This window comes from Grimontia sp. NTOU-MAR1 (assembly GCF_035758505.1).
Taxonomy (GTDB): domain Bacteria; phylum Pseudomonadota; class Gammaproteobacteria; order Enterobacterales; family Vibrionaceae; genus Enterovibrio; species Enterovibrio marinus.
In genome coordinates this window covers 3,469,322-3,496,204 of the sequence record NZ_CP142108.1, presented here as the reverse complement: position 1 = coordinate 3,496,204, position 26,883 = coordinate 3,469,322, and the positions used below count along the sequence as shown (strand labels likewise).

Annotated in this window: 24 protein-coding genes; 8 read left to right on the top strand and 16 right to left on the bottom strand. The window is 48.7% G+C overall.

Going from position 1 to position 26,883, the window contains the following annotated elements; all coding sequences use genetic code 11:
- Window positions 1-4 precede the first annotated feature (4 nt).
- From VP504_RS16245 to VP504_RS16235, 3 genes are all read left to right on the top strand, one after another.
- The gene (locus tag VP504_RS16245) at window positions 5-925 is read left to right on the top strand and encodes a histone deacetylase family protein (RefSeq protein ID WP_325892069.1); all 921 of its coding nucleotides are present in this window, start codon (window positions 5-7) and stop codon (window positions 923-925) included.
- Window positions 922-1,092, top strand: a complete 171-nt coding sequence (gene rsmS / locus VP504_RS16240; RefSeq protein ID WP_062704795.1) for a pleiotropic regulatory protein RsmS — start codon at window positions 922-924, stop codon at window positions 1,090-1,092. Before VP504_RS16245 ends, rsmS begins: the two co-directional genes overlap by 4 nt.
- Window positions 1,093-1,498: 406 nt before the next feature.
- Window positions 1,499-2,917 carry an alanine/glycine:cation symporter family protein gene (locus VP504_RS16235; protein WP_062704793.1) on the top strand — a complete coding sequence of 473 codons (1,419 nt, stop codon included), beginning with the start codon at window positions 1,499-1,501 and terminating at the stop codon, window positions 2,915-2,917.
- A gap of 89 nt (window positions 2,918-3,006) precedes the next feature.
- Here VP504_RS16235 and VP504_RS16230 read toward each other — a convergent pair whose 3' ends face one another.
- The 3 genes from VP504_RS16230 to VP504_RS16220 all read right to left on the bottom strand — a co-directional run bounded on the left by VP504_RS16230 (window position 3,007) and on the right by VP504_RS16220 (window position 5,622).
- Window positions 3,007-3,249: a TIGR02647 family protein gene (locus tag VP504_RS16230; protein WP_062704791.1), complete on the bottom strand. Its 243-nt coding sequence runs from the start codon at window positions 3,247-3,249 to the stop codon at window positions 3,007-3,009.
- 130 nt (window positions 3,250-3,379) lie between these two features.
- The gene (locus VP504_RS16225; protein ID WP_325892068.1) at window positions 3,380-4,567 is read right to left on the bottom strand and encodes an MFS transporter; all 1,188 of its coding nucleotides are present in this window, start codon (window positions 4,565-4,567) and stop codon (window positions 3,380-3,382) included.
- A 161-nt stretch (window positions 4,568-4,728) separates the two neighbouring features.
- Window positions 4,729-5,622, bottom strand: a complete 894-nt coding sequence (locus VP504_RS16220; protein ID WP_325892067.1) for a Tim44 domain-containing protein — start codon at window positions 5,620-5,622, stop codon at window positions 4,729-4,731.
- Window positions 5,623-5,944: 322 nt separating this feature from the next.
- Here VP504_RS16220 and VP504_RS16215 point away from each other — a divergent pair, with 322 nt between their 5' ends.
- From VP504_RS16215 to VP504_RS16205, 3 genes are all read left to right on the top strand, one after another.
- A complete protein-coding gene (locus VP504_RS16215; RefSeq protein ID WP_062704787.1) occupies window positions 5,945-6,340 on the top strand; it encodes an NINE protein in 396 nt (131 codons plus the stop codon).
- 120 nt (window positions 6,341-6,460) lie between these two features.
- Window positions 6,461-7,060, top strand: coding sequence for a TetR/AcrR family transcriptional regulator (locus VP504_RS16210; protein ID WP_062704785.1), 600 nt, complete (start codon window positions 6,461-6,463; stop codon window positions 7,058-7,060).
- A gap of 17 nt (window positions 7,061-7,077) precedes the next feature.
- Window positions 7,078-8,943 (top strand): MFS transporter, encoded by a 1,866-nt coding sequence (locus tag VP504_RS16205; RefSeq protein WP_325892066.1) that lies wholly within the window; start codon window positions 7,078-7,080, stop codon window positions 8,941-8,943.
- Here the strand turns inward: VP504_RS16205 and menE are convergent.
- The 6 genes from menE to VP504_RS16175 are packed head-to-tail and all read right to left on the bottom strand — an operon-like array spanning window position 8,934 to window position 15,958.
- Complete coding sequence (gene menE, locus VP504_RS16200; protein WP_325892065.1) at window positions 8,934-10,283, bottom strand: o-succinylbenzoate--CoA ligase; 1,350 nt, start codon at window positions 10,281-10,283, stop codon at window positions 8,934-8,936. The two genes, VP504_RS16205 and menE, sit on opposite strands and share 10 nt — an antisense overlap.
- The gene (gene menC / locus VP504_RS16195) at window positions 10,265-11,245 is read right to left on the bottom strand and encodes an o-succinylbenzoate synthase (RefSeq protein ID WP_325892064.1); all 981 of its coding nucleotides are present in this window, start codon (window positions 11,243-11,245) and stop codon (window positions 10,265-10,267) included. The genes menE and menC overlap by 19 nt, the downstream gene beginning before the upstream one ends.
- Before the next feature lie 12 nt (window positions 11,246-11,257).
- Window positions 11,258-12,124 (bottom strand): 1,4-dihydroxy-2-naphthoyl-CoA synthase, encoded by an 867-nt coding sequence (menB, locus tag VP504_RS16190; protein WP_325892063.1) that lies wholly within the window; start codon window positions 12,122-12,124, stop codon window positions 11,258-11,260.
- 24 nt (window positions 12,125-12,148) lie between these two features.
- On the bottom strand, window positions 12,149-12,943 hold the full coding sequence (menH, locus tag VP504_RS16185) for a 2-succinyl-6-hydroxy-2,4-cyclohexadiene-1-carboxylate synthase (protein ID WP_325892062.1): 795 nt from the start codon (window positions 12,941-12,943) through the stop codon (window positions 12,149-12,151).
- Entirely contained in the window at window positions 12,927-14,645 is a 1,719-nt protein-coding gene (menD, locus tag VP504_RS16180) for a 2-succinyl-5-enolpyruvyl-6-hydroxy-3-cyclohexene-1-carboxylic-acid synthase (RefSeq protein WP_325892061.1), read from the bottom strand. The genes menH and menD overlap by 17 nt, the downstream gene beginning before the upstream one ends.
- The gene (locus VP504_RS16175; RefSeq protein WP_325892060.1) at window positions 14,642-15,958 is read right to left on the bottom strand and encodes an isochorismate synthase; all 1,317 of its coding nucleotides are present in this window, start codon (window positions 15,956-15,958) and stop codon (window positions 14,642-14,644) included. The genes menD and VP504_RS16175 overlap by 4 nt, the downstream gene beginning before the upstream one ends.
- Before the next feature lie 495 nt (window positions 15,959-16,453).
- Between VP504_RS16175 and VP504_RS16170 the strand changes: the two genes are divergently transcribed.
- A complete protein-coding gene (locus VP504_RS16170) occupies window positions 16,454-17,668 on the top strand; it encodes a pyridoxal phosphate-dependent aminotransferase (protein WP_062704769.1) in 1,215 nt (404 codons plus the stop codon).
- A gap of 99 nt (window positions 17,669-17,767) precedes the next feature.
- On the opposite strand, the gene rrtA is transcribed toward VP504_RS16170, so the two are convergent.
- Window positions 17,768-18,331, bottom strand: coding sequence for a rhombosortase (rrtA, locus tag VP504_RS16165; protein ID WP_325892059.1), 564 nt, complete (start codon window positions 18,329-18,331; stop codon window positions 17,768-17,770).
- Window positions 18,332-18,380: 49 nt separating this feature from the next.
- On the opposite strand from rrtA, the gene VP504_RS16160 reads away from it, so the two are divergent.
- On the top strand, window positions 18,381-19,007 hold the full coding sequence (locus VP504_RS16160) for a tRNA-uridine aminocarboxypropyltransferase (protein WP_062704765.1): 627 nt from the start codon (window positions 18,381-18,383) through the stop codon (window positions 19,005-19,007).
- Between the two features lie 191 nt (window positions 19,008-19,198).
- Here VP504_RS16160 and VP504_RS16155 read toward each other — a convergent pair whose 3' ends face one another.
- The 6 genes from VP504_RS16155 to lon all read right to left on the bottom strand — a co-directional run bounded on the left by VP504_RS16155 (window position 19,199) and on the right by lon (window position 26,811).
- The gene (locus VP504_RS16155; protein ID WP_325892058.1) at window positions 19,199-20,554 is read right to left on the bottom strand and encodes an anti-phage deoxyguanosine triphosphatase; all 1,356 of its coding nucleotides are present in this window, start codon (window positions 20,552-20,554) and stop codon (window positions 19,199-19,201) included.
- Window positions 20,547-21,143 (bottom strand): 5'-deoxynucleotidase, encoded by a 597-nt coding sequence (gene yfbR, locus VP504_RS16150; RefSeq protein ID WP_325892057.1) that lies wholly within the window; start codon window positions 21,141-21,143, stop codon window positions 20,547-20,549. Before yfbR ends, VP504_RS16155 begins: the two co-directional genes overlap by 8 nt.
- A 199-nt stretch (window positions 21,144-21,342) precedes the next feature.
- Window positions 21,343-21,627, bottom strand: coding sequence for a ComEA family DNA-binding protein (locus VP504_RS16145; protein WP_062704759.1), 285 nt, complete (start codon window positions 21,625-21,627; stop codon window positions 21,343-21,345).
- A gap of 159 nt (window positions 21,628-21,786) precedes the next feature.
- Window positions 21,787-23,679 (bottom strand): peptidylprolyl isomerase, encoded by a 1,893-nt coding sequence (gene ppiD, locus VP504_RS16140; RefSeq protein WP_325892056.1) that lies wholly within the window; start codon window positions 23,677-23,679, stop codon window positions 21,787-21,789.
- Between the two features lie 288 nt (window positions 23,680-23,967).
- Window positions 23,968-24,240, bottom strand: coding sequence for a nucleoid-associated protein HU-beta (gene hupB / locus VP504_RS16135; RefSeq protein ID WP_062705075.1), 273 nt, complete (start codon window positions 24,238-24,240; stop codon window positions 23,968-23,970).
- Window positions 24,241-24,438: 198 nt separating this feature from the next.
- Window positions 24,439-26,811 (bottom strand): endopeptidase La, encoded by a 2,373-nt coding sequence (lon, locus tag VP504_RS16130; protein ID WP_325892055.1) that lies wholly within the window; start codon window positions 26,809-26,811, stop codon window positions 24,439-24,441.
- Window positions 26,812-26,883: the final 72 nt, after the last annotated feature.

Genomic DNA, 26,883 nt, shown 5'->3' with positions numbered 1-26,883 from the left:
TTTCATGCTGCCTATTGTTTATCATCCGATCTACTCTGACTTTCCATTGCCTGAAGGTCACAGGTACCCGCTGCAAAAATACCAACTGCTCAAGGAGCACATTGATAAGTTGGGCTGGCCAGTAACAACGTTTCAACCAACACGCCTTGAGCACGGACATCTGAAGCGTTTCCATGACGAAGACTATGTCGATGCTTTGGTGAGCGGCTCTTTACCTCTGGTAAAAATGCGACGTATTGGATTCCCCTGGAGTGAGACACTGATACAACGTAGCCTCACATCACTGGGAGGAACCACTCTCACCGTCGATAAAGCGATTGAGCAAGGTGTAGCGATTCATCTGACCGGTGGCTATCACCATTCACACCGAGACTTTGGCAGTGGTTTTTGCCTATTCAATGATTTGATTCTCGCAGCCGACCACGCGCTTTCCTATCCGAACATAGACAAGGTGCTTATCGTCGATTGCGATGTTCATCATGGCGATGGCACAGCGACAATCGCGCAGGAGAGGGAAGACATCATTACCCTTTCGGTGCACTGTGACAAAAACTTCCCATCACGAAAGCCAGACTCGGACATTGATATCCCGATGCCTATAGGCATTGAGTCAGATGCCTACCTCTCCGAGTTCGTGCCTGTACTAAAGCTTGCTATCGCCCAACACCAACCGGATATGGTCATCTACGACGCAGGTGTTGATATTCACGTCGACGACGAGCTTGGTTATATGAATATTTGTCAACGCGGTATCGCCGAAAGAGATAAAGCCGTCATGGAATCTTGCCATCAAAATGGTGTTCCTATCGCCGCGGTTATCGGTGGTGGATACCGCACAGAGCAGAAAGCCCTAGTTCCACTTCATGCGGAGCTTATAAAAGCGGCGCTCAATACCTATTACCCAAAATGGAGTGCAAAGCCATGAGTCAATCAGGACTGGATAACGCCCCCGATGAAATCAAACTTGCCGTTGATTTAATCTATCTATTGGAAAGCAATGAGGTCGATCCTGAAACTGCATTAAAAGCGCTGGAAATCGTCAGAACTGACCTTGAACGAAAAGTGTCGAAAGCAACGATTAACTCGCAGTAACATCTTCTAACTCCCTCGATTGAGAAGCTAAATTCACACCTCAAAAATGTTAACACTAATAGTAAATAATGTTGTAAAAATATCCTTTTATTAAACTATTTGCCTAACATTTATTCTTTTAGTGAAATTTACAGATGCCAGAAGATTAAATTTAGAGTATTATCCCGCCGCTTTATTTTGCTTATCTTGACGTCAAGAGAGCAAAAAACGGCCACAGATCATGCTCAAATGGATTTGTAAGTAGCGCAATAGAAGCGCAAATCTGCTGGCTGGAATCTCTGCACGGAAGCGTCGCCAGGACAAGTTATTTGTCCGGGGCAAAGAGCTGAAAAGGAAGTTTCAGATCCCTTGTCTCCTCCTTCTCACTCAACTGCCACTTTAAATTTGACGACAGTAGAGTTTGTATATGACGGAACTAAAAGAACTATTCGTTTCCTTTGTCGACGCCGGGAATGGCTTGTTGTGGGGAAGCGTGCTTATTTACCTGTTGATCGGCGCCGGTCTTTACTTCACTTTCCGCACCGGTTTCCTCCAATTCCGCTCTTTCGGGCACATGTTTGAGCTCATCAAAGGTAGCCGTGAAGGCGCCGACGGTGGTATCTCATCATTCCAGGCATTCAGCACCAGTCTCGCCGCTCGTGTAGGTACAGGTAACATGGCAGGCGTAGCCGTGGCGATTTATCTTGGTGGCCCTGGCGCAGTGTTCTGGATGTGGATTACTGCACTGGTGGGTATGTCTACCAGCTTTGTAGAATCGACACTGGCACAGGCATACAAAATCAATCACAAAGACAACACCTTCCGCGGCGGTCCGGCTTACTACATTGAAAAGGGTTTGGGTCAGCGCTGGTTGGGTATCGCCTTTGCTATCTGTTTGATCATCGCGTTTGGTCTGGCATTCAACGGCGTACAGTCAAACTCTATCGCTGCAGCGATGAACACCGCTTTCGGCACTGATAACACTTGGGTAGGTGTGATTCTGGCGCTGGCAACAGCACCTATCATCTTTGGTGGTATGCGTTCTGTCGCCAAAGTAGCAGAGCTGATCGTACCATTTATGGCGATCGGTTACCTCGTTGTAGCCTTCTACGTTATCGGTATTAACATCACACTGCTTCCTGACGTTTTCGGCACCATCATCGGCAGTGCGCTTGGTTTTGAGCAAGCAGCAGGCGGTGCGATTGGTGCAGCCATGATGCAAGGTATCAAACGCGGTCTGTTCTCAAACGAAGCCGGTATGGGTTCTGCGCCTAACGCAGCGGCAACAGCAACCACCCGCCCTAACCACCCAGTGGCGCAAGGCTATGTACAAATGTTGGGCGTGTTTATCGACACCATCGTTATCTGTACTGCAACCGCATCTATCATCCTACTCTCAGGTATGCTGGACACTGACAGCGGTATCACCGGCATTGCGCTGACTCAAGCGGCTCTGGTTGAAGAAGTGGGCGCATGGGGTGCAGGCTTTATTGCTATCGCTATCCTCCTGTTTGCATTCACCTCGCTGATTGCCAACTACTCATACGGTGAATCAAACATCGAGTACATCTTCAAAAGCAAAAAAGCGATCAATGTCTACCGTGTTGCTGTGCTGGCAATGGTAGTGATCGGTGCTGTTGTTGACTTACCGACGGTTTGGGCATTTGCAGACCTGTCGATGGGTATGATGGCTCTCATCAACCTTGTGGCAATCCTTGCGCTGTCTGGCATCGTGTTCGCGCTGCTTAAAGACTATGAAACCCAGCGTAAAGAAGGCAAAAAGCCGACGTTCGACCGCACCAAGTTCCCGAAACTGGACAAGCAGATCGACAAAGACGTTTGGTAATCTAATACCAAACGTCAACAGACCCAAAAAACACAACATCAAAAAAGGGAGCCGATGGGCTCCCTTTCCTTTTTTTTAAGTGTTCCGGTTTATTCAGGGTGCGATCTTAAAATGCGCAGCGCTTCTTTCGCATGCTCAACCGCATCTCGACCAATCGAAGTTAAGTAACCACCATCTTTTGCTGTGATCAGCTTTTTGTCATAAAGGCGTTCTGTTGCAGCCACAATATCAGGATCCGCATCGCTGTGAACCTTGATACCCATGAGATCAGAAGAACGAGAAAACTTCACCAGGACGTTCATTTCGTCGACCAGTTCAGAAGTAAATGGCATAGCACCTCCAACATTTATCCGTGTTTCGATACCCTTGAATATAGTTGGTCGTGCCACATAGAATTTGTGCCGAGATCAAGAACTGATCGATAAGCACCATTATGCAGCGACAAATAGACAGGAGTTTGATTCACGCCACATCCTGAGCCCGTTTTCGACCTAAGAAACTGACTTCATTGCCTGATTCTGGCGCCAAAGGCACCATTCGCGACAAAGTCAGTGACCCTAAGGCAAGGCCGGTGCCAACTAAGAAGACTGTTGTTGGAGAATACAACCACACCACGCCCAACGCTGCAGGGATAACCACCGCCGCAATATGGTTGATGGTAAAACTCACACCCGCTGTGGAAGCAATGTCTTCCGGATCGGCAATCTTCTGGAAGTAGGTTTTAATCGCAATGGCCATGGCAAAGAACAGGTGGTCTACCACGTATAACACACCCGCCATCGTGGCACTTTCCACATAGGCATAGCCAGTAAACACACACGCAAGTCCGACATATTCCACGGTCAGTGCACGACGCTCACCAACCTTGCCAATCCAAGCACCAATTTTTGCCGCAAACAGCATGTTGAAGAGGTAGTTGACAATGAACAGAAGACTCACATCACCCACGGAATAACCGAACTTCTCAACCATCATGAAGCCAGCAAATACGACAAAGATCTGACGACGGGCACCACTAAGGAAAGTCAGGCCGTAATAAAGCCAATATCTTTTGCGAAGAATTAGCTTACGGGTCTGAGCATGCGGGCTCTCAAAAGAAGGGAAAACGGCCCACAGTGCGAGCACCGCCACCAAGCTGACAAAGCCAAACAGCATGTACACGATGTTATAGCTAACCGCCATCCACTCCATTAACAGCCAAACTGCAGCGTAAGCGATAAGGCTTGCCGCCCCCTTCCAGGCCAGAACCTGTCCCATAAAGTGCGCGCTTTTGTCTTTATCTATCCACTGTAAAGTCAGTGACTGGTTGACGGTTTCGAAATAGTGAAAGCCAATCGACATCACAATCGTCGTCAAATACAGTCCCCATACCGTTGGAAACCAACCTGTCACGGCAACACCGAGACACATCACCGCCAGAAACAGCAAGGCAAAGCGCTGCTCTTTAATAAATAACAAGAGATAAATTGCGGTGAACGCCAGAAAACCTGGGACTTCACGCAGACTTTGCAGCATGCCGATTTCTCTACCGGTAAACGCGGCTTTTTCTACCACAAAATTGTTGAGTAATACGTTCCAGACAGAAAAAGCCATAGCCATGATAAAGGCCATCGCAACAAGAAGATGGGCGGGAGTTCTAAAGCGTTCCACGTTATTGTTTCTCGATATTTGTTCAAAGTCGTTTCCGCCAATGTAACTGCGAATCAACAAATAAGCTAACGTGAATCATTGAAGTGATTGTTCAATAATGATGAACAAAAAAAGAGCAGCCACTTGGACTGCTCTAGATCAGGGGGATTTTTGCTAAATCATTAGGCTTGAATACCAACAATCAACCAAGGCGCATTTGGTTGCGTCATATCACGTTCAAGATGCCAAATATCCGTAATGTCTTCTTCAACACCTTCCTGACGGTCAGTGTAGCGGCCACTGAACTGCAAACTCAGTTGCGCGCGTTTGCTGTCGTAATCAGCTCGCACGATTTCCGCGTCTACATACATCACTTCAGTATGCTGCTCGCCTTCCAGCTTACGGCGTTCTTCAGCAAGATCGTTATATAGTTCAGGCGTCACATATTCCTGAATGGTTTCAAGCTGGTTGTGATTCCATGCACCTTGCAGAATACGGTAGTGCTCACGGGCACCGTTTACAAAACCTGCCATATCGAAGTTCGGCGGGAAGTTGAACGGTACATCGGTATTCACTGCACCAAAACCACCCGTCGAAGATGTCGCCGCTGACTCACGGAACTGAGGCTGCTGTTCCTCGTGGTAGTAACCTTTGTTTTGCGGCTCTTGTCCACCAGCGTAAGCCTGTTGATTTGGTCGGTTCATCGAACCACTCTTGGCCGCCATCATGCTCTTAAAGATCTTAAACAGCACGAATGCGATGATTGCGACAATAAGGAAGTCCATCATTTGGAAACCTTCAAACGCACCACCAAACATGGCTGCAATCAAGCCACCAGCCAACAGACCGCCCAGCAAGCCACCCATCAAGCCTTTCTTAGATGACGACTTCGCTGCTGCCGCAGGATCGTTTTGCTTATTGATAGAGTTGGTGTTAGTAGGTTGTGATTTTGGCGCTGGCGCCGTCTTGAAGCTTTTGCCGAAAGACTTACCACCACCGAACTTCTTCGCCTCAGCATGTGGTGCGGATACCACCATCACGAACATCAGCGCGAACAGAGTAAAAAAGCGTTTCATTGCAAACCTTTTGTTTCAATGTCAAATAACGCAACAAGCGTAAGGTAACTCCATGCTATGTCAGCAGCACGGAAAGTCAAACCCTGTTGCGGGCGAAAATGTTACCAATCGTTTAAATTTTCTCTAAATGGCTATACGTAACTGCGAGCAAGATTTCTCCTTTTTGGCGAATTTTTGAGAACAATGAGGTAAACCTTTGAGGAGATGGCGATCCTAGATGAACAATTGCCTTACAATGCAGTCCATATTCATAGAGAGGAAATAAACCCAAAGATGCTCGCATTCAGATTGTTTGGGTGTAACAAAATTAAAGGTTGATGCGATGAATGATACACACAGTAAAGTCGTTGGATACATTTTGTGGATCTTTGGCTTTCTCGGTGCACACCGTTTCTATTATGGTAAACCAGTAACGGGAACGATCTGGCTCTTCACATTTGGACTACTAGGTATCGGATGGCTGATAGACCTGTTCTTGATTCCCTCAATGGACCGTGAAGCAGACCTCCGCTTCAACAGCGGACAAGTAGATTATTCTGTTGCTTGGATTTTGCTGACTTTCCTCGGCGTATTCGGTATTCACCGCATGTATATGGGGAAATGGCTGACTGGCATTCTTTACCTTTTTACCGCCGGGTTTTTCCTTATCGGTGTCATTTACGATTTCTGGACGCTCAACGACCAAGTGTCTATCAAAAATGCTGAGCGCTTCAGCTAAAGTTTGTCTTCGATGCCTCTCAGTAAAGTGCTCATATCTAAACTGAGAGGCTTGTAACTTGCCCTTTCCAGACCCCACTCCTAAAATATCGAACATTGTTCACTATTTGCAGTAAAAGTAATGGCACGCAGAAATGACCATAGCCGCGAAGAGCTGGTAGAAATGACGCTTAATTGCGTTGAAGAGTACTTGAACAACCAGCCTTATCATGCTTTGAGTTTACGAAAAGTCGCTGCTCAAATCGGCTATGTACCCAGTACATTGGTCAATGTCTTTGGCAGTTATAATATTCTGCTGCTGCATGTTGTGGCACGTACTCTTGATGACTTACGTCATCAGGCTCAACAAAAGCTAACTGGCACCTCTAACTGCCGTGAAGCCTTGTTTACCCTCGCGCACCTTTACCTCGAGTTTGCATCAAAAAATCCTTATCGCTGGCAGTTGGTCTTCGAGCACAGCATGAAGGGCGACAAGCTTCCTGACTGGCAGAGCGATCGTATCCAGAGCATGACAGGTATGCTGGAAAGCTTGCTTAAACAACTTTCTCCGGCAAAGAGTGAAGAGGAAGTGGTAGAGGCAAGCCGCGTACTCTGGGCGGGAGTTCATGGCATCACGCTGCTCGCAGTTGACGACAAGTTCTTCACCTCAGTGCCTGTCAATGGTGCAGAGCTTATTGATAACCTACTGACAGGCTACCTGAAGAGCTGGACTGACGCTTAATAGCCGGGAAAGAAAGAATGACAAGCCAGACCGGGCTTCTGAAACAGCGACGTTTTCTGCCCTACTTTATCACCCAGGCACTCGGCGCATTCAATGACAACGTTTATAAAAATGTCCTGTTGATCCTTGTTGCCTTTGCCGGTCCCGGTGTTATCGGGATTAGTACAGACCTTTTTATCAATCTTGCTGCCGGGTTGTTCATCCTCCCCTTCTTTTTGTTCTCTGCTTTTGCCGGGGAACTCGCGGATAAATTCGAAAAATCGGGATTTATTCGTGGCGTCAAATTGCTTGAAATCGGCATCATGAGTCTCGCTGCCATTGCTTTTATCTACGAAAGCTATATGGCGCTCTTGGTTCTTCTCTTCTTGATGGGAACACAGTCAGCGTTTTTTGGCCCTGTTAAATACGCCTTGCTGCCGCAAACCCTGAAACCCCAGGAATTGGTTTCGGGTAATGCTTTGGTTGAAACCGGTACGTTCCTTGCGATTTTGCTAGGTACCATGGTGGCGGGTGTCATCGCGAATATGGATGGTGCAAGAGATATTGCTGCTATCTCTGTGGTGGTGTTTGCCTTGCTCGGTTATCTGAGCGCCCGTTCTATTCCTGAGGTGGCTGCTGGCGACCCTTCTCTCAAAGTCAGTTTCTCTCCTATCCGACAAATGAAAACCACGCTGGCGATTGCCCGTAAAGATAGAGTTGTGCTGCAGTCGATTCTTGGGATCAGTTGGTTTTGGTTTCTGGGTGCAAGCTACCTCACGCAATTCCCGAATTTCGCCAAGCTTCACCTTGGCGGTAATGAAGCAACCGTTTCCTTCCTGCTGACGCTTTTCTCCGTCGGGATTGCTGTCGGCTCACTACTTTGTGACAAGCTTTCAGGCCATCGTATTGAACCCGGTATCGTGCCAATTGGCGCAATGGGTTTGACCATTTTTGGTATCCACCTGATGGTCTCGACGCCTGCAGCGCCTTCAACTGCTGCAAGCTTTGTAGAATTTATTGCCGACCCGTCACTGTGGTGGGTGTTTGTTGATTTACTGTTGATTGGTATTTTCGGGGGTATTTTCATTGTTCCCCTGTATTCCATGATGCAGGCACGCTCAGAAGATAGTGAGCGCTCACAGGTCATCGCCGCTAATAACATATACAACGCCTTGTTTATGGTCACCAGTGCGATTCTCGCCATGGTGCTGCTAGGTGTTGTCGGCTTGAGTATCCCTGATTTTTTCCTCGTGCTGGCCCTGCTGAATCTCGTTGTCACCCTCTATGTGGGCAAGCAGGTTCCACTGTTCGCTTTACGCTTTGTTATTTGGTTCTTAAGCCACAGCTTCTATCGCGTGACACACAAAAACCTCCAGAATATTCCAAAAGAAGGCGGCGCATTACTGGTATGTAACCATGTCAGCTATGTCGATGCCCTGATTCTGGCAGGCGCTTGTCCGCGCCCTATTCGTTTTGTGATGGACGAAGATTACTACCACCTACCCGTCCTGAACTATTTCTTCCGTGCCAGCCGCGTTATTCCTATCAAACTCACTAGCGGCTCCATACGTTGTGCGCTAAAGGAAGTGAAAAATCAGCTCAGTGACGGCGAAGTAGTGTGTATTTTCCCAGAAGGCCAGCTCACGTCTGATGGTGACATGCAGCCATTCAAACGTGGTATTGATCTGATTTTGAAGCAATCACCGGTTCCCGTGATACCCATGGCACTAAAAGGTTTATGGGGAAGCTACTTTAGCCGGGAAGGTGGTCGCGCCCTGCTCAAATTACCAAAACGGTTTTGGTCAAAAGTGGAAGTCGAGGCAGGAAGTCCAGTTCAGCCAGAAGATGCAAGATGCGATCGGCTGTTCGATGATGTGAAAGCGCTAAGATCCGATTATCGTTGAGCCATCTTTTCCTTAGCCAGCCAATCAGCTAACACGCGGCGGGAGATTTTTATCCCGACATCAAGCAAATGCTTCGGTATCGAGTACACGGTTTTAGGCACCTGATGGGGCGGCAGCAACGAGCTGGCATAAGCAAGAAAGTCACCTTGATTAACATTGCCCATCACCAAAGCAACGGGGACCTGCCCCCATTTCTCATCAGCAACTGGCAAAATAAACAATTGCTTTACGCCTTCAAAGACTGAAAGCACCCTTTCAATACTTTCCGGCTGCACATTCTCGCCGCCACAGATAAACATGTTATCCAAACGGCCAAGAATATGAAGCTCGCCCTCTACCCATTCACCTTTATCTTTAGTCGCAAACCATCCGTCCGACAAAGGCTCCAACTTTCCGCCAATCAGGTAACCCGATGAAAGGGTTTCTCCTTTCACCATGATTTCCCCGAGGCTGGAAAGCATAAGTTCGCGATGCGGAAGCGGGCTACCTACAGAGAAACGTCTATCCGCCCGCTTTGCCGAGATAGTTGATGCCATTTCTGTCATCCCATAACCACACCAACAGCCAATACCTTTTGTTTCTGCTTCGTCCACCAGCGCTTGGGAGATCACTGCACCGCCCAAAAGCACGGATGTTAATGAAGAAGGACGCTCTCCTTGCATCAATCGCTGCAATTGCGTCGGTACCAGAGAAGCGTGCGTCACACCTTCCAAAGCCGAGCGCAACGCATCACCTTTGGTGTTTGCAATCTTCAGCGCTGCTCCACGTTGTAACCACCGCCAGATAATGGCAAGACCGGAAATATGAAAAATCGGTAGAGAGAGAAGCCAGCAATCACTTTCACCAAACGGCATCAATGAAAACAATCCGCTGGCACTTGTCATATGGGCATTGGCATTGTGAGTGACCGCTTTCGGTGTCCCCGTTGAGCCAGAAGTCAGCACAAGGGTCAGGATGTCATTGGTATCAAATGGCACGACTACACACTGTTGCGACTCAGTTGAAGGAAAAACGGTGTGCGGATCAATAACCATCTCAATCGCCGCTTTCTCGAGCACTTCTTTCTGGAGTGCTTGAGAGAAAGCCGGATTGATCAGCAGCGTTTTCAAGCCTTGTTGCCAGGCAGCGAGGATAACCAAAAGGGTTTGGTAATCATTTTGAGAGAGGATGGCTAAGTAGCGACTATGCGGTTTGGGCAGCAACGGCATACTGCCTATATCTGAAACAAGGCGCTGCCAGCTAATAACCTCGCCTTCCAGAAATAAAGCGGTATGTTGGGGTTTAACCTCACCCCAGTAAAGCCAGGGCCAAGTGTCGAAGCTTATTGGTGCGCCTGCCATACTACTTCACAGTCAGTCAGTGTTTTCATTGGTAACTCACAGCCTGGCCACGCTTGCTCTAACTGCTCACCAAACAATGAGACTGTATCGAGCCCCGGAACGCTTTCTGGCGTTAGCCATTGGGCGATGCGCGCCAGTGTGTTGAGGCCAAAACTGGATTCAATACTGGAGCTGATCACCGCTTCCAACCCCATGGTATGTGCCTGTTCAACCAATGTTTTCACCGTCTGAAGTGAGCCCACTAAGGTTGGTTTAATCACAATTGCAGATAATCCGGTTTTGCATTCTAACGAAAAGCCTTCATCGCGTAGGGTCTCATCCCACGCAATGGCAATGCCGGTTTCTTTACTGAATTCGAGGCTTTGCTCGGGCGTCTGGCAAGGTTCTTCTAAAAAGGCGATACGGGAACGGAAAGTGGGATTCACATAATTGGCAAACTGCGCTGCTTTTTCCGTTGTCCACTGGCGGTTGGCATCCAGTCGAAGGCGCAAATCTGGAAGGATTTCCAGAAACATATTCACCACCATGCCATCACGAATCGGCTCGTAAAGGCCCACCTTAATTTTCGCCACTTTCTCGCCCGGCAATTCTGCAAGCTTTTCAACCAGCTCATCCGGATCGCCGCTACACAAGGGCGCAGTGAGGAAATTTCCTTCAGCGGGGATTTCACCATCAAGTTCCGCCAGTGCGACGGATAAACCGAACGCAACCGAAGGATAGAGCGAGTCCCAATCTATTTCGCCGCCTTCCATCCACTGCGCTAAACAAAGCTCAATCTGAGTTTGTGCTTGCTCGATGGTTTCAGCACTGAATTCCGGCAAAGGCGCAATTTCGCCTCTGCCCACTTTCTCACCATCTTTAAGTTCGACAATTAAACCGTCTCGCTGCGCCAGACGGGTGTGGCGCAAAATCACACCACTGTCCATCGGCAACGAATAACGGTAAAACGTTGCTTGCTTCATCTTCCCGCCCTGTTATGGGTTACGTGGGAATTTGTCGAAGTCTGGGCGACGTTTTTCATTGAAAGCGTTGCGGCCTTCCTGACCTTCTTCGGTCATGTAGAACAACATGGTCGCGTTACCCGCCAACTCTTGCAGACCCGCCTGACCATCACAGTCCGCATTTAGTGCCGCTTTCAGGCAGCGCAGCGCCATTGGGCTGTGCTGAAGCACTTCACGACACCAACGTGCAGTTTCACGCTCAAGCTCTGCGTAAGGCACAACGTGGTTAACCAGACCCATATCCACGGCTTCTTGCGCATCGTAAAAACGACAAAGAAACCAGATCTCGCGGGCTTTCTTCTGACCGACGATACGCGCCATGTAAGATGCACCCCAGCCGCCGTCGAAAGAACCGACTTTCGGGCCAGTCTGACCAAATTGCGCGTTATCCGCTGCGATCGTCAGGTCACACATCATGTGAAGCACATGACCACCACCCACAGCGTATCCTGCCACGGAAGCAATCACAGGCTTAGGACAGGTACGGATTTGGCGTTGGAAGTCCAGCACGTTCAAGTGGTGTGTGCCTTCATCGTCACGGTAGCCGCCGTAGTCGCCACGGATCCTCTGGTCACCACCGGAACAGAATGCATGCTCACCCTGACCACGCAGCACGATCACACCCACTTTTTCGTCGTATCGTGCATCGGCCAGCGCTTTGATCATCTCTTTCACTGTTTGAGGGCGGAATGCATTACGTACTTCAGGACGGTTGATGGTGATTCGCGCGATACCGTCTTCCGATTTTTCAAAAAGGATGTCTTCATAGCCTTCAGAGCAATCATTCCACACCACTAGTGCATACAGTTCCTGTTCGGTTAAACCTGTTGTTCTAGCCATAGCATTACCATTTAAATTATTGAATTAATGAGGTTCAATCAGCCGCTTAATCGACTGGCAATACAGCAAAGGCTGCTCTGCATGAATGTTGTGGCCGGCGTCTGGGACAATGGAATAAGACAGCCCCGAATGCATCGCCAATGCCAGAAACCTATTGTCCTTCTCGCCACACAGGTAGTGCACCTTTGCTGGCAACGTTCTAAGCAAATCGCCCAGAAAATCCTGTTGGGATAAGGATGTAGCACGCAGCATGCTTGCCACTTTTGTACCGAGGTTATCACTGCGCTTAACGATCAAACTTTGTCTTTGCGCATGATTTAGTGAGGAAAACACTGGTTGTTGGTACCAATCTTCAAGCACATCAACAATGGGCTCATTTTCAAAACGCACCGCCCATTTTTCATCATGTTCACGTCTTGCCACTCTCTCGGGTTCAGGTAAACCTGGATGCCCATTTTCGATAATGAGCCCAGCGAAAGGTACGCTGGTCACCCCGCGAGAACATGAGCAATGGGTAGCTAGATACATAGCAATGCGTGCGCCCAGCGAATAGCCCACCAGCCAGAAAGGTGAAGACAATGTCTCACTGATCGTTGCTATCACTTTGTTGCAGGTATCTTCAAAGCCGACCGCTTCGAAATGTTGGCTGCCGCCGTGCCCCGGCAAATCGATAGCAAGACACAGATATTCTTTGGAAAGCTCTTCGATGACAGGCTGCCAATCCCTATGGTCACCAAGCAGGCCATGAAGGAATACAAGGGCAGGTTTGTCCGCCTGCCCTTGGAGGGAATAGCTCAATCTTTCAGAGCAGTTCTGCATTGGCAATTTCACTAAACAGTGCTTTAAGTGCCTTGCCGCACTCGCCCGCCCGAGTCTTGAGTTCAATCACCGTTGTTCCCGGCGTAGACTGCGCATCGATGCATTGTGATCGCGCGGTTTCCAGCGATGAAGGGCACACATAATTGAGCCCAAACATCGCGGCTGCGTGGGAGAAATCAACACCATGCGGCATGCGATAGTAAGTTTCTTTGTTCGCATCCGGCACCGGAAGCATATCGAAAATGCCTCCGCCATCATTGTTGATGATGATCAGCACAAATGGCAGCGGATTGTTAGCCAGTAACGCGAGGCTGTTAAGATCGTAGAGCGCGGAAGTGTCCCCCATCAGCATTGCCATCGGACGCTGTCTTTCGCGCTGAACGCCTGAAGCCGTGGCAATCAGACCATCGATGCCCGATGCACCGCGATTGGCAAACACGGCTTTTTCTGGCAGTTGACTACACATGTCCAACAGGCGGATCGCCATGCTGTTTCCAATAAAGAGGTCGCTCTGTTCCGAAAGCCAATGGCTGAAGTCAGCAGCTAACGAGACTTCTGACAGCGATTCATCAGACAAACCGTTGAAAGCCGCCAATTGCTCAAAATATTGTTGGCTCGCCACAACCAATGCATCAGCCCAACGTGCTTGTTCGGCATCACGGGTGATTTCCGTCAATGCCAGCGCCATATCAGCCAATGACGCATTGATGCGCAAACCGCCTCGATGACTGGGATCCAGCCTTCCTGGATGTTTCTCTACCAACCAGTAGTTACCCTCAAACTGGTTGATGAATTGGCCTAGGCGTTTTGATACCAAACGGCTACCAAATTGAACGATAACATCAGCCTGTTTTAGCACTTCGGCACACGTGGGGTTTTGCAACCAAACATCAAAACCGGCAAATGCAGAGCCTTGGCTCGCTTGAGGATCACAGAAAATAGGCCATTGAAGCTTCTGCGCTAGCAGTTCAATGGCTTGGCGCTCACGTAAAGAGGCCTTACCCACCACTAACACGCCTTTTTGGTGCTGGAGCTGAGCCCAATCGCGCAAAGGCTGACTTAAATCTTCGCGTGAAGGCATGAAGGACAAGTAAGGCTCATCACTCTCCAGCCAGATTCGTACTGGCTCAAGGTAGGACGAAACGTCTTCCATTTCCCCGTATAAAGGTTCAGGGAATGGACAGTTGATATGATAACTCCCGCCCAGTTCTGACTGACGATGCAGCCCCTCTGACACTGTCGACAATAACCAAGCTGGCGAGATTTGTTCTGTGGGTGACGGCAAGAAACTCGTCACTTCTGCGTGCTCGCTGAAAATGTCCTGCTGGCTGATTGCCTGATTAGCGCCACATTGAATAAGCTCAGGCGGACGATCGGCAGTCAGAAGCACCAGCTTTTCGCGGGTTAAACGGCTTTCTGCCACAGCTGGCAGCAAATTCGCTACCGCTGTACCTGACGTGACAATCACGGCAACGGGTTTGTCAGAGGCTTTCGCCAATCCCAGCGCCAAAAATCCCAACCCGCGTTCATCAAAATGGGTATGCAGGCGAATGGAGGAATCAAGGCTTTGAAGTCTTTCCGCTTCCAGCGTTAGCGGTGTTGAGCGCGAGCCCGGAGCAATACAAATGTCTTTCACACCCGCACGTTGCACTGACATCAAAATCAGTCGCGCCCAGATACGGTTGATGATTGAAGGCTTCATCCGGCTTTTTTCTCCAATTGTTTTTCCGGTGAAGGACCCAAGAGATTTCGAAGTGTCGCCATTTTCCGGTCGAGTTCTTTCCACTCACTCTCCGCCACAGAGCCCGGCACGATACCGGCGCCCGCAAAAAGATGGACTTTGTTATCAACAACCAGAGCACTTCGGATCGCCACACAGAATTCACTTTGCTCAGCGCTGAGGTAACCCACTGAGCCGCTGTACCATCCACGAGCGAAAGGTTCATTCTCGACGATAAAATCCACCGCTCTCTCGCGGGGCAACCCAGCCACAGCTGCAGTTGGCTGTAATAAATCCAGCAAAGTAGAAGAAAGTACATCAGCGACCAAACTCGCCTCAATATCGCGCTTTAAGTGCTGCACATTACGAAGGCGCACTAAATGTGGCGTGACTTCCACATCCAATTGCTCGCTATGGGGTATAAGCCGTTGCGTAATGTCATCAACAACCAGACGGTTCTCATAGATATTCTTGCTGTCATTGAGCAGCCAGTTCGCCAGCGATAGGTCCTCCTCGGAGTCTTTACCGCGACCTATGGTGCCTGCCAATGCTTCGGTATATAGCTCGTCGCCGTTTCGCCAGAATAGACGCTCTGGCGTCGAACCAACAAAGCAGTGCTTTTCATCCAGCGCCAGTAGAAAGTGAAAGTTTGACTTATTACTGTCGAGAGAGGCTTTCAGCAGGCTGGCAGCCGGCAAAGCTCTGTCGAGCTCCAGTGTCGTCTTACGTGCCAATACCACTTTCTGAAGATCAGTTGTTTCAATCGACGACAGAGCATTCCTCATCATGGTTGACCATTGTTTAAACTCTGGCTGATGCTGAGTTGCCAGTACTTCACAGTCCGGATGGGATAGCGGTTGGGACTGGCTGATCAATTTGGATAATGTGGCGCGAATTTTTAATAGGTCATCGCAAACGTTCAGCGTGATGAACCACTGTCCATCACGGCAAACTATCTCGATCTGGGGAAGGAAAAAGAAAGACTTGAGACAACGTTGGTCGCGCTCTGTCCGTCCATCGAACGACCGCCCGCCCCAAATTCGCTGGCCTTTAGCGAGTTGACGCTCTGCACAGGCAGGTTCAGAAAATGTTTTAACCTGTCCAAGTGCCAATACCTGTTCTTTACCATCCCGGGTTTGCCAGTAGAATTTAGGGAACAAGGGCTGCGAGTGAAACCAATCCAGCGGATCAGTATTCATCGACCAACAAAATGGCTCAGATAGCTGAGGCGGTAATGGTGATACCGTTAAAAGGGATTTTATCAGTCTATCAATAGCTTGCCGCAAATTTGTCAAACTAACCTCGCTTAAAGCCACGGCCCACACGCAATAGTTCTTGTGGGTAAATGTTCAAGTTCCCAGAAGTTGATGCTTCGAGGCACTCGCGGTGTGGCTAAGAAAACAATCATTCCTCCTCAATGCTACGATGACCTTTGCATTCATTGCTTTCATCTAGATCAATTTCACGTGCTACTTTTAAAAAAATTAATCCCCAGCCATTTTTACTTGCTACGACCACTCTGGAAGGCCAAATAACTTGTAGCAGCCTATAAAACGGGGAATCACGTGCGCTCATCCATCCGATTTTTACCAACATTTCCTTTTGATAATTAGGACTAAGACACTATCAATTGTGACGAAACTCACCTTCAACAGAACAAAACACCCATACTTAGGATTTAATCACTGATTTTGGGTGTTTTCGCCATTTCTTACTATTGACTACTTATAAATCGACTTTTATTAGTGTAATTTACTGCAAAACAGCAATTTTTAAGCTCAGGAACCAAGATGCAAGAAATCGGGATGTCGACCAAGCTGGACAACGTTTGTTACGACATACGTGGCCCAGTGATGAAAGAGGCAAAACGCCTCGAAGAAGAAGGCCACAAAATTCTAAAATTGAACATCGGCAACCCAGCACCATTTGGTTTCGACGCACCAGATGAAATTCTGGTAGACGTGATCCGAAACCTGCCAACTTCTCAGGGTTATTGTGATTCCAAAGGAATTTACTCGGCGCGTAAAGCGGTGGTTCAGCACTACCAAAAACGCGGCATGCTGGATTTGGATGTTGAGGACGTTTACCTCGGTAACGGTGTCTCAGAACTGATCGTAATGGCAATGCAGGCGCTGCTGAACGGTGGCGACGAACTCTTGGTACCTTCTCCTGACTACCCACTGTGGACAGCGGCAGTATCACTGTCTGGCGGCAAACCCGTTCACTACATGTGTGATGAAGAATCGGACTGGTATCCAGATCTGGATGACATCAAAGCTAAGATCACGCCAAATACCAAAGGTATCGTGCTGATCAACCCAAATAACCCAACGGGTTCGGTTTACAGCCGTGATTTCCTATTAGAGATTGCGGAAATCGCCCGTCAGAACAACCTGATCATTTTCGCCGATGAAATCTACGACAAGATCTTGTATGACGGTGCTCAACACCATTCTATGGCGCCATTGGCACCGGATGTGTTCTGCGTAACCTTCAGTGGCCTGTCGAAATCCTATCGCGTGTGTGGCTTCCGCTCTGGCTGGATGATCCTGTCAGGCCCCCGCCATCTGGCGAAAAGCTATATCGCAGGCTTGGAGATGCTGGCGTCAATGCGTTTGTGTGCAAACGTGCCGATGCAGCATGCAATCCAAACCGCGTTGGGTGGTTACCAGAGTATCAATGAACTGATTCTGCCAGGTGGCCGTTTGCTGGAACAACGTGATAAGGCATGGGAACTGCTAAACCAAATTCCTGGTATCAGTTGTGTGAAACCAAAAGGTGCGCTGTACCTGTTCCCAAAAATCGACACCAAGAAATACAGCATCCATAACGACGAAAAAATGATGCTGGACTTCTTGCTGCAGGAAAAAGTGTTGATGGTTCATGGTACGGGTTTTAACTGGCACAAACCGGATCACTTCCGTATCGTGACACTTCCGCGTGTGGATGATTTGGAAATGGCGATTGGCCGTTTCGAGAGATTCCTGTCGACGTATCGTCAGTAAGATAATAGGTCCTAGGGTCCTAGGGTCCTAGGGTCCTAGGGTCCTAGGGTCCTATAGAGATTTTAAAGTCGTAGCTAAGACGTCAAGCTTTTGATTTCCCTAGGATCTAGGACCGCTCTGCCCAGGACCTTCTTTCCATACCAGCGCAAAAGCTATCCCAACTAACGCGCCTGCCACATGCGCCTGATAGGCAACACCTGCTTCTATCAAATCCGCAGTCATTGCATCTCCGCCCGTATAAGCTTCATATCCGAGTTTTACTATCACACCTGCAAGCATAATCCATCCCAGAGGTACTTTGTTCTGGATATCCCGCACCACACCCCAAACAAACAAGCCATGTAAGACACCTGATAGCCCAGCGTACCAATCAAAAGGACTGACGAACATGACCGCGCCTATCACGACCATCATCACCCAAATCATGGGAATAAGGCTTCGGCTGCCATAGTATTCGCGATGAAGAAAAGTGAGTACCACCAGCCCTGTCAGGTTCATGGCAAGATGGATAAAATTGGTGTGCGTCAGGTTTCCTGTTACGATTCGCCACCACTGCCCAGCAAGAATATCTGTGCGATCCCACACCATGAGTTGGTGAATGATAGGAATTTGGGCAATCAGTATGATGATGGCAAGCAAGCCAACAAACCTAAGATGAGCCAATATGTGCTCCAAGCTTCGTGATATTAGTAAGTTATAGCGTACCGTGGTCATGAACCAGAAAGCCAGTCGATATTGTCCGCAGTGCGGAAAAGCCAACAAAGCCTGCATCTGCCCTTTCATCCAGAAGATTGAAAGTGATATGCCTGTGATCGTCCTCCAGCACCCTTCAGAGGTTAAGCAGCCCATCGGTACGGCGCGTATTCTTTCCCTGTCGCTCCCTAACTGTCGACTCATCGTAGGAGAAGACTTCAGTGACAATGATGAGCTTAATGAACTTCTGGACAGCGATGTTCATTATACCCTGCTCTACCCAGCTGAAACATCTGAGCCGATTAGGGACTGGCACGTTGACACTGGCAAACGCCGCGGTTTGATTCTGCTCGACGGTACCTGGCGAAAAGCCTTTAAAATGTATCAGCTCTCCAAAAACCTGCAGGCACTTCCTTGCGTGAAGCTGGATGATATCCAGAGCGGAAATTACCGCATACGAAAATCCCCAATCGACGGTGGCCTTTCAACCGTCGAGGCCGGCTTCTACGCCCTGTCAGCGATGGCGGGCGACAGCGAACCTTTCAAGCCGCTAATGAATGCTTTCAATGAAATGATTGAGTTTCAGATAAAACAAATGCCGCCCGGTGTGTTTGAGCGGCATTATGGGGGGAAAGATAGGTCCTAGGGTCCTAGGGTCCTAGGGTCCTAGGGTCCTAGGGTCCTAGGGTCCTAGGGTCCTAGGGTCCTAGGGTCCTAGGGTCCTAGGGTCCTACAAAGATTTTAAAGTTGCAGCTACGACGTCAAGCTTTTGCTTTATCTAGGATCTAGGACCGCTCTTTGCTCTTCCTAGGATCTTCTTTCCCTAGGACCTAAAATCTATCGAATCGGATACAGTGGTCCGTGACTTGATGCGGTAAACATGGTCGCGTGAAGCCTTTGCGCATAACCATCTGTCATCCCGGATATGTAATCCGCGATGGTGCGGCGACCGCTTTTTCCTTCGGCTATTTCCTGTTGCCATTGGGCGCGAATCGCAACAGGTAGCAACCTTTGTGGATCGGCATCAAACGCATCAAAAAGTTCCATCACCAGTTGCTGACCTTTGTATTCAACCACCTGAAGTTCTGGTTTCTGTACCACAAACTCACTGACAAAGGCTTTCAGCACTGACAATACCGTATCCATGATATCCGTCAGCTTGGCGTTCCATTGAAGCAAGGGATCATCAAAGCGGTTCACACCGTCCTGCACAGAAGGCTCAATCGCAATGGATGTCAGCAGAGTGTTGACCAATGCACCGATAGCATCTTTTCGTTCATAATGCGGACCGAACATTTGATCGCTCAAATGCCCAATGTTCTCTTCCAGCCAAGGATCACCGCACTCCGCCAGTTTGCTGGCTACTGCTTCCTGCCATTGGTCGCGGTGAACAATACCCATCACAATGGCATCTTCGAGATCATGAACGCCGTAAGCAATGTCATCCGCCAGCTCCATGATCGAACAATCCAGCGATTTATAACGGGTACGGCCATGTTGGTCTTGCGTTGGTGCCATTCTCAGTGAAGTAAACAGAGTATCATCGGTTTCAGACATGCCATCCAATACCCAGTTAAACCTATCCAGGTCGTCCTGATAGATACCTTTTGCAGGATGCCACTCCGAGGCTTTCAGATGACGAAACTCCATCACATCCGGTGGTAGCACCAAACGCTTTACAGAAGCAATTGGCGCCGGGTATTTCAATAACCCTAGTAAGGTGCGACGGGCGAGATTCATACCGTCGTGTTCGGTATAGGGTTCGAGCAAGGTAACGATACGGAAGGTCTGAGCATTTCCCTCAAAGCCGCCGTCGTTACGCATCATATAATTCAGCGCAATTTCACCACCATGACCGTAAGGAGGATGGCCAATGTCATGAGCCAGACACAAACTCTCCATCAGACTGGTGGAAGGCAAAATATCGCGAAACTCGGGCTGTTTCTCTTTGATTTGGGCAAGAATACCGGTACCTATTTGTGACACTTCGAGCGAATGCGTCAGGCGCGTACGGTAAAACTCGCTATGTTCCGCGCCAAGTACCTGCGTTTTTGCCTGAAGACGTCGGAACGCTGCGGAATGGAGAATCCGGGCACGATCACGCTGGAACACAGAACGCTTGTCGTTGCGACGCTTTTTGTTTTCTTCGGCAAGCCGCGCTTCCCATTCCAGTGAAAGTGTCAGTTCAGTCATCGCTGATTTCATCCAGAGAAAGCTCAAAGCTTGGGGCAAAGGTCGTCATGAAATATTCGGTCGCTTTGCTACCCCTCTCACTCATGGTTGTTTCCAAACGACGTTTCGCCTGCTGAAATTCGTGGTTCCCCGCAGAAAGTTCCTCGAGGCATTTTAAATAGGCACAAATCGCATCAGCTTGTTTCACCAAACGATAATCATCGTCATCGATGGCCTCGCTATCGATAAGCGACCTGTAGTCTTCCCGGAACTCTTCCGGCAACATGCCAACCAATTTGTCTTCCGCAACACGCTCAATCTTTTTGTATTCATCCGCAATGGCTGGATTGAAGTACTTAATAGGTGTTGGCAGATCACCTGTCAGCACTTCACTGCAGTCATGAAACATGGCAAGAAGGGCGACACGCTCTGGCGAGTATTGCCCACCAAACTTCTTATTTTCTATCAGTGCCAGCGCATGGGCGACAAACGCCACCTGAAGGCTGTGCTCGGAGATGTTTTCATTAGAGACATTGCGCATCAGCGGCCAGCGATAAATAAGCTTCATACGCGCGAGATGGGCAAAGAAATGGCTTGTTTTCTGACTCATGGCTTCCTTGATGTCATTAGAACAGTTCTTTACTCATTCTGTTGTCGTCAGCCGAATTTCTCAAGCCCTATACACACACAACCTGAAAATGCCTCTGAATGAGAGCATCTTCAGGTTGTGGGTATAATCGTGGATAGCGAAAATTGGGGAGAACGTGCTCCCCAGCAAACACCAATAAGGATACTAGGGCCTGTTGAGATCAGAGCACGATGCGGTCGCGGTTCTTCTCAACAATTGAATCGCCAATACCCTTCACGCCTTTCAGATCATCTGCCGATTCAAATGCACCATTGGTGTTTCGGTAATCTACGATCGCTTGGGCTTTTGCTTTCCCAACACCATCCAAATACTTGTCGAGCTCTTCGACTTCAGCGGTGTTAATATTCACTTCTGCTGGTGCAACCAGCGCACCATCCTGAGCTGATGCCAAAGGCGAAAGTATCAGTGTGATGGCAAAAAAGATTGCCGATAGAATTGATTTCATATCTGTTTCCATTGTGTTGTTTAAAATGTTTCACAAAGATACAGATCGGCTTGAGACATGCCATTGGAAGGGATAAAAAAACGACGGGGGACGTAAAGTCCCCCGTTGATGCAACTTATCAATTACAGTCGCTTGGCAATCAAATCAAGTTGGATTGATTTATTGCTCAACAGCATCCAGTGTGTAAGTCACTTCAGTGTTTTCTTTCAACTGCGCGATAACAGACTCCAGATCGATGTTCGCTGTGCTACGCGCCACTCGCTCTGCCATCTGGCTTTGTAGGCTGATTTCTTCAGTCGCAGGCTCTTTCACTGAATCAAGCGCCACTACCAACACATCACCATTGACGTTACGGGTAAAGCCGTATTCCGCTTTGCCTTCTACCGGCGTTTTCATGGTAAATGCCAGCTCTACTGTTTCACGCTCAGGAGAAACGCGCGCCAGCTCTACTTCTTCGCCAAACGCGTAACCTGAAGCATTCAGACCTGCGTCGTTGCCGTCGCTTAGTTCAGCAACCAGTGTATTTGCCAACGCTTCAGCGGCTTTTTCGCCTTCCTGACGCTTCAGTTGCTCTGTTACCTGAGCTTCTACCTCAGCAAAAGGCAGTACCGTTTCAGGGCGAACTTCGTCGACACGAACCACCACAACATGCTCTGGGGCAATTTCGATGATGTCAGAGTTCAGGCCGTCTTCACGCACCTCTGGTTGTTGCAGCGCCTGGGCAACCAATGGGTTAGCCAGTGCACCTTGCAGTTCAGACAGAGACACGAAATCTGTTCTCTCAACTTTCGCATTGACTGACTCAGCGGCATCTTCCAAGTTGTCTGGCATTTCAAATGCTTTTTCAGCCAGCTCGTTCGAAAGGGAATAAAACTTCTCTACCGCGTGATTTTGTTTCAGTTGAGCCATGATTTCATCACGAACTTCAGCAAAAGGTTTAGCATCCGATGGCTTCACGTCATCCAACTTAATGATGTGGAAACCAAAATCAGACTTAACCACGTCAGAAACATCGCCTTTGTTCTCCAGCCCAAATGACGCTTCTTCAAACGCAGGATCCATCACACCTTTGTCGAACCAGTCCAGTTCACCACCTTGTTCGGCACTGAAGGTATCATCAGAGCGGGTTTTCGCCAGTTCAGCGAAGTCTGCACCGCCTTTCAGCTCAACAAGTACCGCTTCTGCTTTTTCTTTTGCCGCATCGTCGTCACCCTGAATCATAATGTGACTGACTTTACGCTGCTCAGCAGTACCATAGTTTGCTTTGTTGGCATCGTAGTAAGTTTGCGCTTCTTCTTCCGTTACATCAGCAACGTCAGCGATGCCTTCACCAGACAACTCAACATAGGCAATCTTAAATTGTTCTGGGCGAACAAATTGAGACGGGTTTTGCTCGTAGTAAGCCTGTTTCTGCTCTTCGGTGATATCCGCTTTTTCAGCAAAATCAGCCAGAGGCAAAGTCAGTGTGCGAACCATGCGCGTTTGACCTTCGAGCTTATAAAGGGACTCAAGTTCACCTTCCAATGCGAATTCACTGCTGATCAGTGCATTAACAAACTGCTCGCGAACCAGATCCTGACGTACATACTCCGCAAACTGATCAGGTGTTAGACCGTTACGGCGAAGTGCTGCCAGATACAAATCGTTGTCAAACAAGCCTGTTGCGCCACGGAATGCTGGCATATCACGAATAGACTGTTTGATTTGTGCATCACTGACTCGTAGACCGAGGTCCTTGGCTTCCTGATCCAGCAGCGCCTGATTCACCATACGGTCCAGTACATTGCGGCGGAATTGTGCCAGGTAGTTCGGGTCACCCAACAGAGTAGAGAAGAAGTCACCGGCCTGTGCTTGCATCTGTGCACGCTCATTTTGGTAAGCTTGCTCGAATTGATTGCGGCTAATTTCTTGATCACCCACTGTCGCAGCAGGTACTACCGTGCCACCTGCCAAGTAGCCGCCAACACCAGCGAAAACAAAGGAAAAGATAATAAGGCCTAAGATGATCTTAACCGCGATGCTGTTTACGCCTTCGCGTAGTCGCTCCATCATAACGCGCCGTCACTCCTGCTTATTGAAACGTTCGTCTTTCACATACCCTCTCTTGCACAGCAAATGGCCGATACACATTCGTGTACACAGTCAATTCTTATCAAGAGGAGTTGTTTCGGTATAAACCAATCAACCTGAAGGTGCAAGAAGGTTGGTTCTAAAACTAAAAAAGCGCATCGAGAGATGCGCCTTTACACTCTGATTGAGCCTGATTATACGCTGATGTCGCATACTTTACAGCTTAAAACTAGGACTGCTGCGACAAAGAGCAAAACGAGACGTTTAAGGTTAGTTAACCGCGTCTTTCAGAGCTTTACCAGCTTTAAAGCCTGGGACTTTAGCAGCTGCAATCTTGATTTCCGCACCAGTTTGAGGGTTACGGCCAGTACGTGCTGAACGCTCACGAACTGAGAAAGTACCGAAACCAACCAGCGCGACTTGGTCGCCTTCTTTCAGGCTGTCTGATACAGCTTCAATCAGTGCATCTAGAGCGCGACCTGCTGATGCTTTAGACAGATCAGCATTTTCTGCAATTTTATCAATTAACTGCGACTTGTTCACTTTTTCATCCCCTTTACAAACGAACCACAAATCCCATTCTTTGCGGCGGCAGCCGAAATTTTCGGTACCAGTAGTTATCAAACAAGACTTAAAAACGCTGTAGCTGTTATGAATGAAGGGCTTGCAGCGTTTTAATTAACTTAGCCCTCAAAAAAAAAGCTGACAAGCCTTTTACCGACTGTCAGCGCTTTACGTTGCTTAATTTTGCTGCACGTCACTCTTTTGTGGGGTTACAAGCTCGATTCCGAGAGGATTGTCTTGTAATGCAAGAGTGAGAACTTCGTCGATCCAGCGCACAGCATGGATGTCTAAGTCTGCTTTTACGTTATCTGGAATCTCTTCGAGATCACGTTCGTTCTCTTTCGGGATGATAACCGTCTGAATGCCACCACGGTGTGCAGCCAGCAGTTTTTCTTTCAAACCGCCGATTGGCAGCACTTCACCACGCAGTGTAATTTCACCTGTCATCGCCACATCAGCGCGCACAGGGTTACCTGTTAGGCTTGAAACCAGTGCCGTACACATCGCAATACCGGCACTTGGGCCATCTTTCGGCGTCGCACCTTCTGGCACGTGTACGTGAATATCACGCTTCTCATAGAAGTCGTTATTAATACCAAGCTTCTCAGCGCGGGTACGAACAACCGTCATTGCTGCCTGAATCGACTCCTGCATCACATCACCCAGAGAACCGGTTTGTGTCAGCTTACCTTTACCGGGCATTGACTCAGTCTCAATAGTCAGCAGATCGCCACCGACTTGCGTCCAAGCAAGGCCTGTCACCTGACCGATACGGTTGCTCTCGTCCGCTTTACCGAAGTCAAAGCGTTGAACACCAAGGTAGTCTTTCAGGTTTTCCTGATTGATGGTGATGGTTTTAGTGTCTTTGTTCAGCAGAATTTCTTTCACTGCTTTACGGCACAGCTTAGAGATTTCACGCTCAAGGTTGCGCACACCCGCTTCACGGGTGTAGTAGCGGATGATGCCAATGATGGCTGAATCTTCGATTTCAACTTCTTTTGGCTTAAGGCCGTTACGCTTAACTTGCTTATCAACCAAGTGCTGCTTAGCGATGTTCAGCTTCTCGTCTTCGGTGTAACCCGACAGACGAATCACTTCCATACGGTCAAGCAGTGGGCCAGGGATATTCATCGAGTTCGACGTCGCCACAAACATGACGTCAGACAGATCGTAATCCACTTCCAGATAATGGTCGTTGAATGCATTGTTTTGCTCTGGATCCAACACTTCTAACAGCGCAGAAGACGGGTCGCCACGCATATCAGAAGACATCTTGTCGATTTCATCCAGCAAGAACAGTGGGTTCTTCACACCAACTTTAGCCATTTTCTGGACAAGCTTACCCGGCAGAGAGCCGATGTAAGTACGACGGTGACCACGGATTTCCGCTTCATCGCGCACGCCGCCCAGTGCCATGCGGGTGTACTTACGGCCTGTTGCTTTTGCAATTGACTGACCGAGAGAGGTTTTACCCACGCCTGGAGGCCCTACAAGACACAGAATAGGTCCTTTAAGCTTGTTCACTCGGTTTTGTACCGCCAAGTACTCAAGGATGCGCTCTTTTACGCGCTCAAGGCCATAGTGGTCTGAATTCAGAATCTCTTCGGCTTTCGCCAAGTCTTTCTTCACTTTCGAGCGCTTCGACCATGGCACGCTCACCATCCAGTCGATATAGCTTCGAACCACAGTCGCTTCTGCCGACATAGGCGACATCATCTTCAGCTTCTGCAGTTCTTGCTCGGTTTTTTCTTTGGCTTCCTGAGGCATCTTAGATTCTTCAATCTTCAGCTTCAGGCTTTCAAATTCGTCAGGCGCGTCATCCAGCTCACCCAATTCTTTTTGGATAGCTTTCATCTGCTCGTTGAGATAGTACTCGCGCTGGCTCTTTTCCATCTGCTTCTTAACGCGGCTGCGGATACGCTTCTCAACCTGAAGCAGATCGATTTCTGATTCCATCATGGTCATCAGGAACTCGAGGCGCTCAGCAATATCAATGATCTCCAGCACTTGCTGTTTATCATTGAGTTTCAAAGGCATGTGCGCAGCAATGGTGTCTGCAAGGCGCGCGGCCTCTTCAATACCATTCAGTGACGTCAGCACTTCAGGTGGGATCTTCTTGTTCAGTTTGATAAAACCTTCAAACTGACTGATCGCAGTACGCACCAGCACTTCCTGCTCGCGCTCATCCATCTCTGGCGTCAACATGTATTCAGCATCAGCGGTGAAGAAGTCATCTTCATGGAACTTTTTAACTTCCGCACGCTGCAAGCCTTCCACCAGCACTTTCACTGTGCCGTCGGGCAACTTCAGCAACTGGAGAATCGAAGCGACAGTACCAACTTGATAAAGGTCTGAGATTGATGGGTCATCAGTAGCGGCATCTTTCTGCGCTACCAAAAGAATCTGCTTATCATTGTCCATCGCTGCTTCAAGGCAACGAATGGATTTATCCCGTCCCACGAAAAGCGGGATAACCATGTGAGGATAAACAACCACGTCACGCAAAGGCAGGACCGGAATTTCAATGCGCTCGGAACGCTCCAAGTTCATATTTTTCTCTCTTCCGTTTTCGTTATTACTGAGTATATGGGGATAGATTGTCAGGATTCAACGGCATAGTCA

Bases quoted from the DNA above. Each gene is read 5' to 3' on its own strand.
- VP504_RS16245 (WP_325892069.1), top strand. From the start codon at position 5: ATGCTGCCTATTGTTTATCATCCGATCTACTCTGACTTTCCATTGCCT.
- rsmS (WP_062704795.1), top strand. From the start codon at position 922: ATGAGTCAATCAGGACTGGATAACGCCCCCGATGAAATCAAACTTGCC.
- VP504_RS16235 (WP_062704793.1), top strand. From the start codon at position 1,499: ATGACGGAACTAAAAGAACTATTCGTTTCCTTTGTCGACGCCGGGAAT.
- VP504_RS16230 (WP_062704791.1), bottom strand. From the start codon at position 3,249: ATGCCATTTACTTCTGAACTGGTCGACGAAATGAACGTCCTGGTGAAG.
- VP504_RS16220 (WP_325892067.1), bottom strand. From the start codon at position 5,622: ATGAAACGCTTTTTTACTCTGTTCGCGCTGATGTTCGTGATGGTGGTA.
- VP504_RS16215 (WP_062704787.1), top strand. From the start codon at position 5,945: ATGAATGATACACACAGTAAAGTCGTTGGATACATTTTGTGGATCTTT.
- VP504_RS16210 (WP_062704785.1), top strand. From the start codon at position 6,461: ATGGCACGCAGAAATGACCATAGCCGCGAAGAGCTGGTAGAAATGACG.
- VP504_RS16205 (WP_325892066.1), top strand. From the start codon at position 7,078: ATGACAAGCCAGACCGGGCTTCTGAAACAGCGACGTTTTCTGCCCTAC.
- menE (WP_325892065.1), bottom strand. From the start codon at position 10,283: ATGGCAGGCGCACCAATAAGCTTCGACACTTGGCCCTGGCTTTACTGG.
- menC (WP_325892064.1), bottom strand. From the start codon at position 11,245: ATGAAGCAAGCAACGTTTTACCGTTATTCGTTGCCGATGGACAGTGGT.
- menB (WP_325892063.1), bottom strand. From the start codon at position 12,124: ATGGCTAGAACAACAGGTTTAACCGAACAGGAACTGTATGCACTAGTG.
- menH (WP_325892062.1), bottom strand. From the start codon at position 12,943: ATGCAGAACTGCTCTGAAAGATTGAGCTATTCCCTCCAAGGGCAGGCG.
- menD (WP_325892061.1), bottom strand. From the start codon at position 14,645: ATGAAGCCTTCAATCATCAACCGTATCTGGGCGCGACTGATTTTGATG.
- VP504_RS16170 (WP_062704769.1), top strand. From the start codon at position 16,454: ATGCAAGAAATCGGGATGTCGACCAAGCTGGACAACGTTTGTTACGAC.
- VP504_RS16160 (WP_062704765.1), top strand. From the start codon at position 18,381: ATGAACCAGAAAGCCAGTCGATATTGTCCGCAGTGCGGAAAAGCCAAC.
- VP504_RS16155 (WP_325892058.1), bottom strand. From the start codon at position 20,554: ATGACTGAACTGACACTTTCACTGGAATGGGAAGCGCGGCTTGCCGAA.
- yfbR (WP_325892057.1), bottom strand. From the start codon at position 21,143: ATGAGTCAGAAAACAAGCCATTTCTTTGCCCATCTCGCGCGTATGAAG.
- VP504_RS16145 (WP_062704759.1), bottom strand. From the start codon at position 21,627: ATGAAATCAATTCTATCGGCAATCTTTTTTGCCATCACACTGATACTT.
- ppiD (WP_325892056.1), bottom strand. From the start codon at position 23,679: ATGATGGAGCGACTACGCGAAGGCGTAAACAGCATCGCGGTTAAGATC.
- lon (WP_325892055.1), bottom strand. From the start codon at position 26,811: ATGAACTTGGAGCGTTCCGAGCGCATTGAAATTCCGGTCCTGCCTTTG.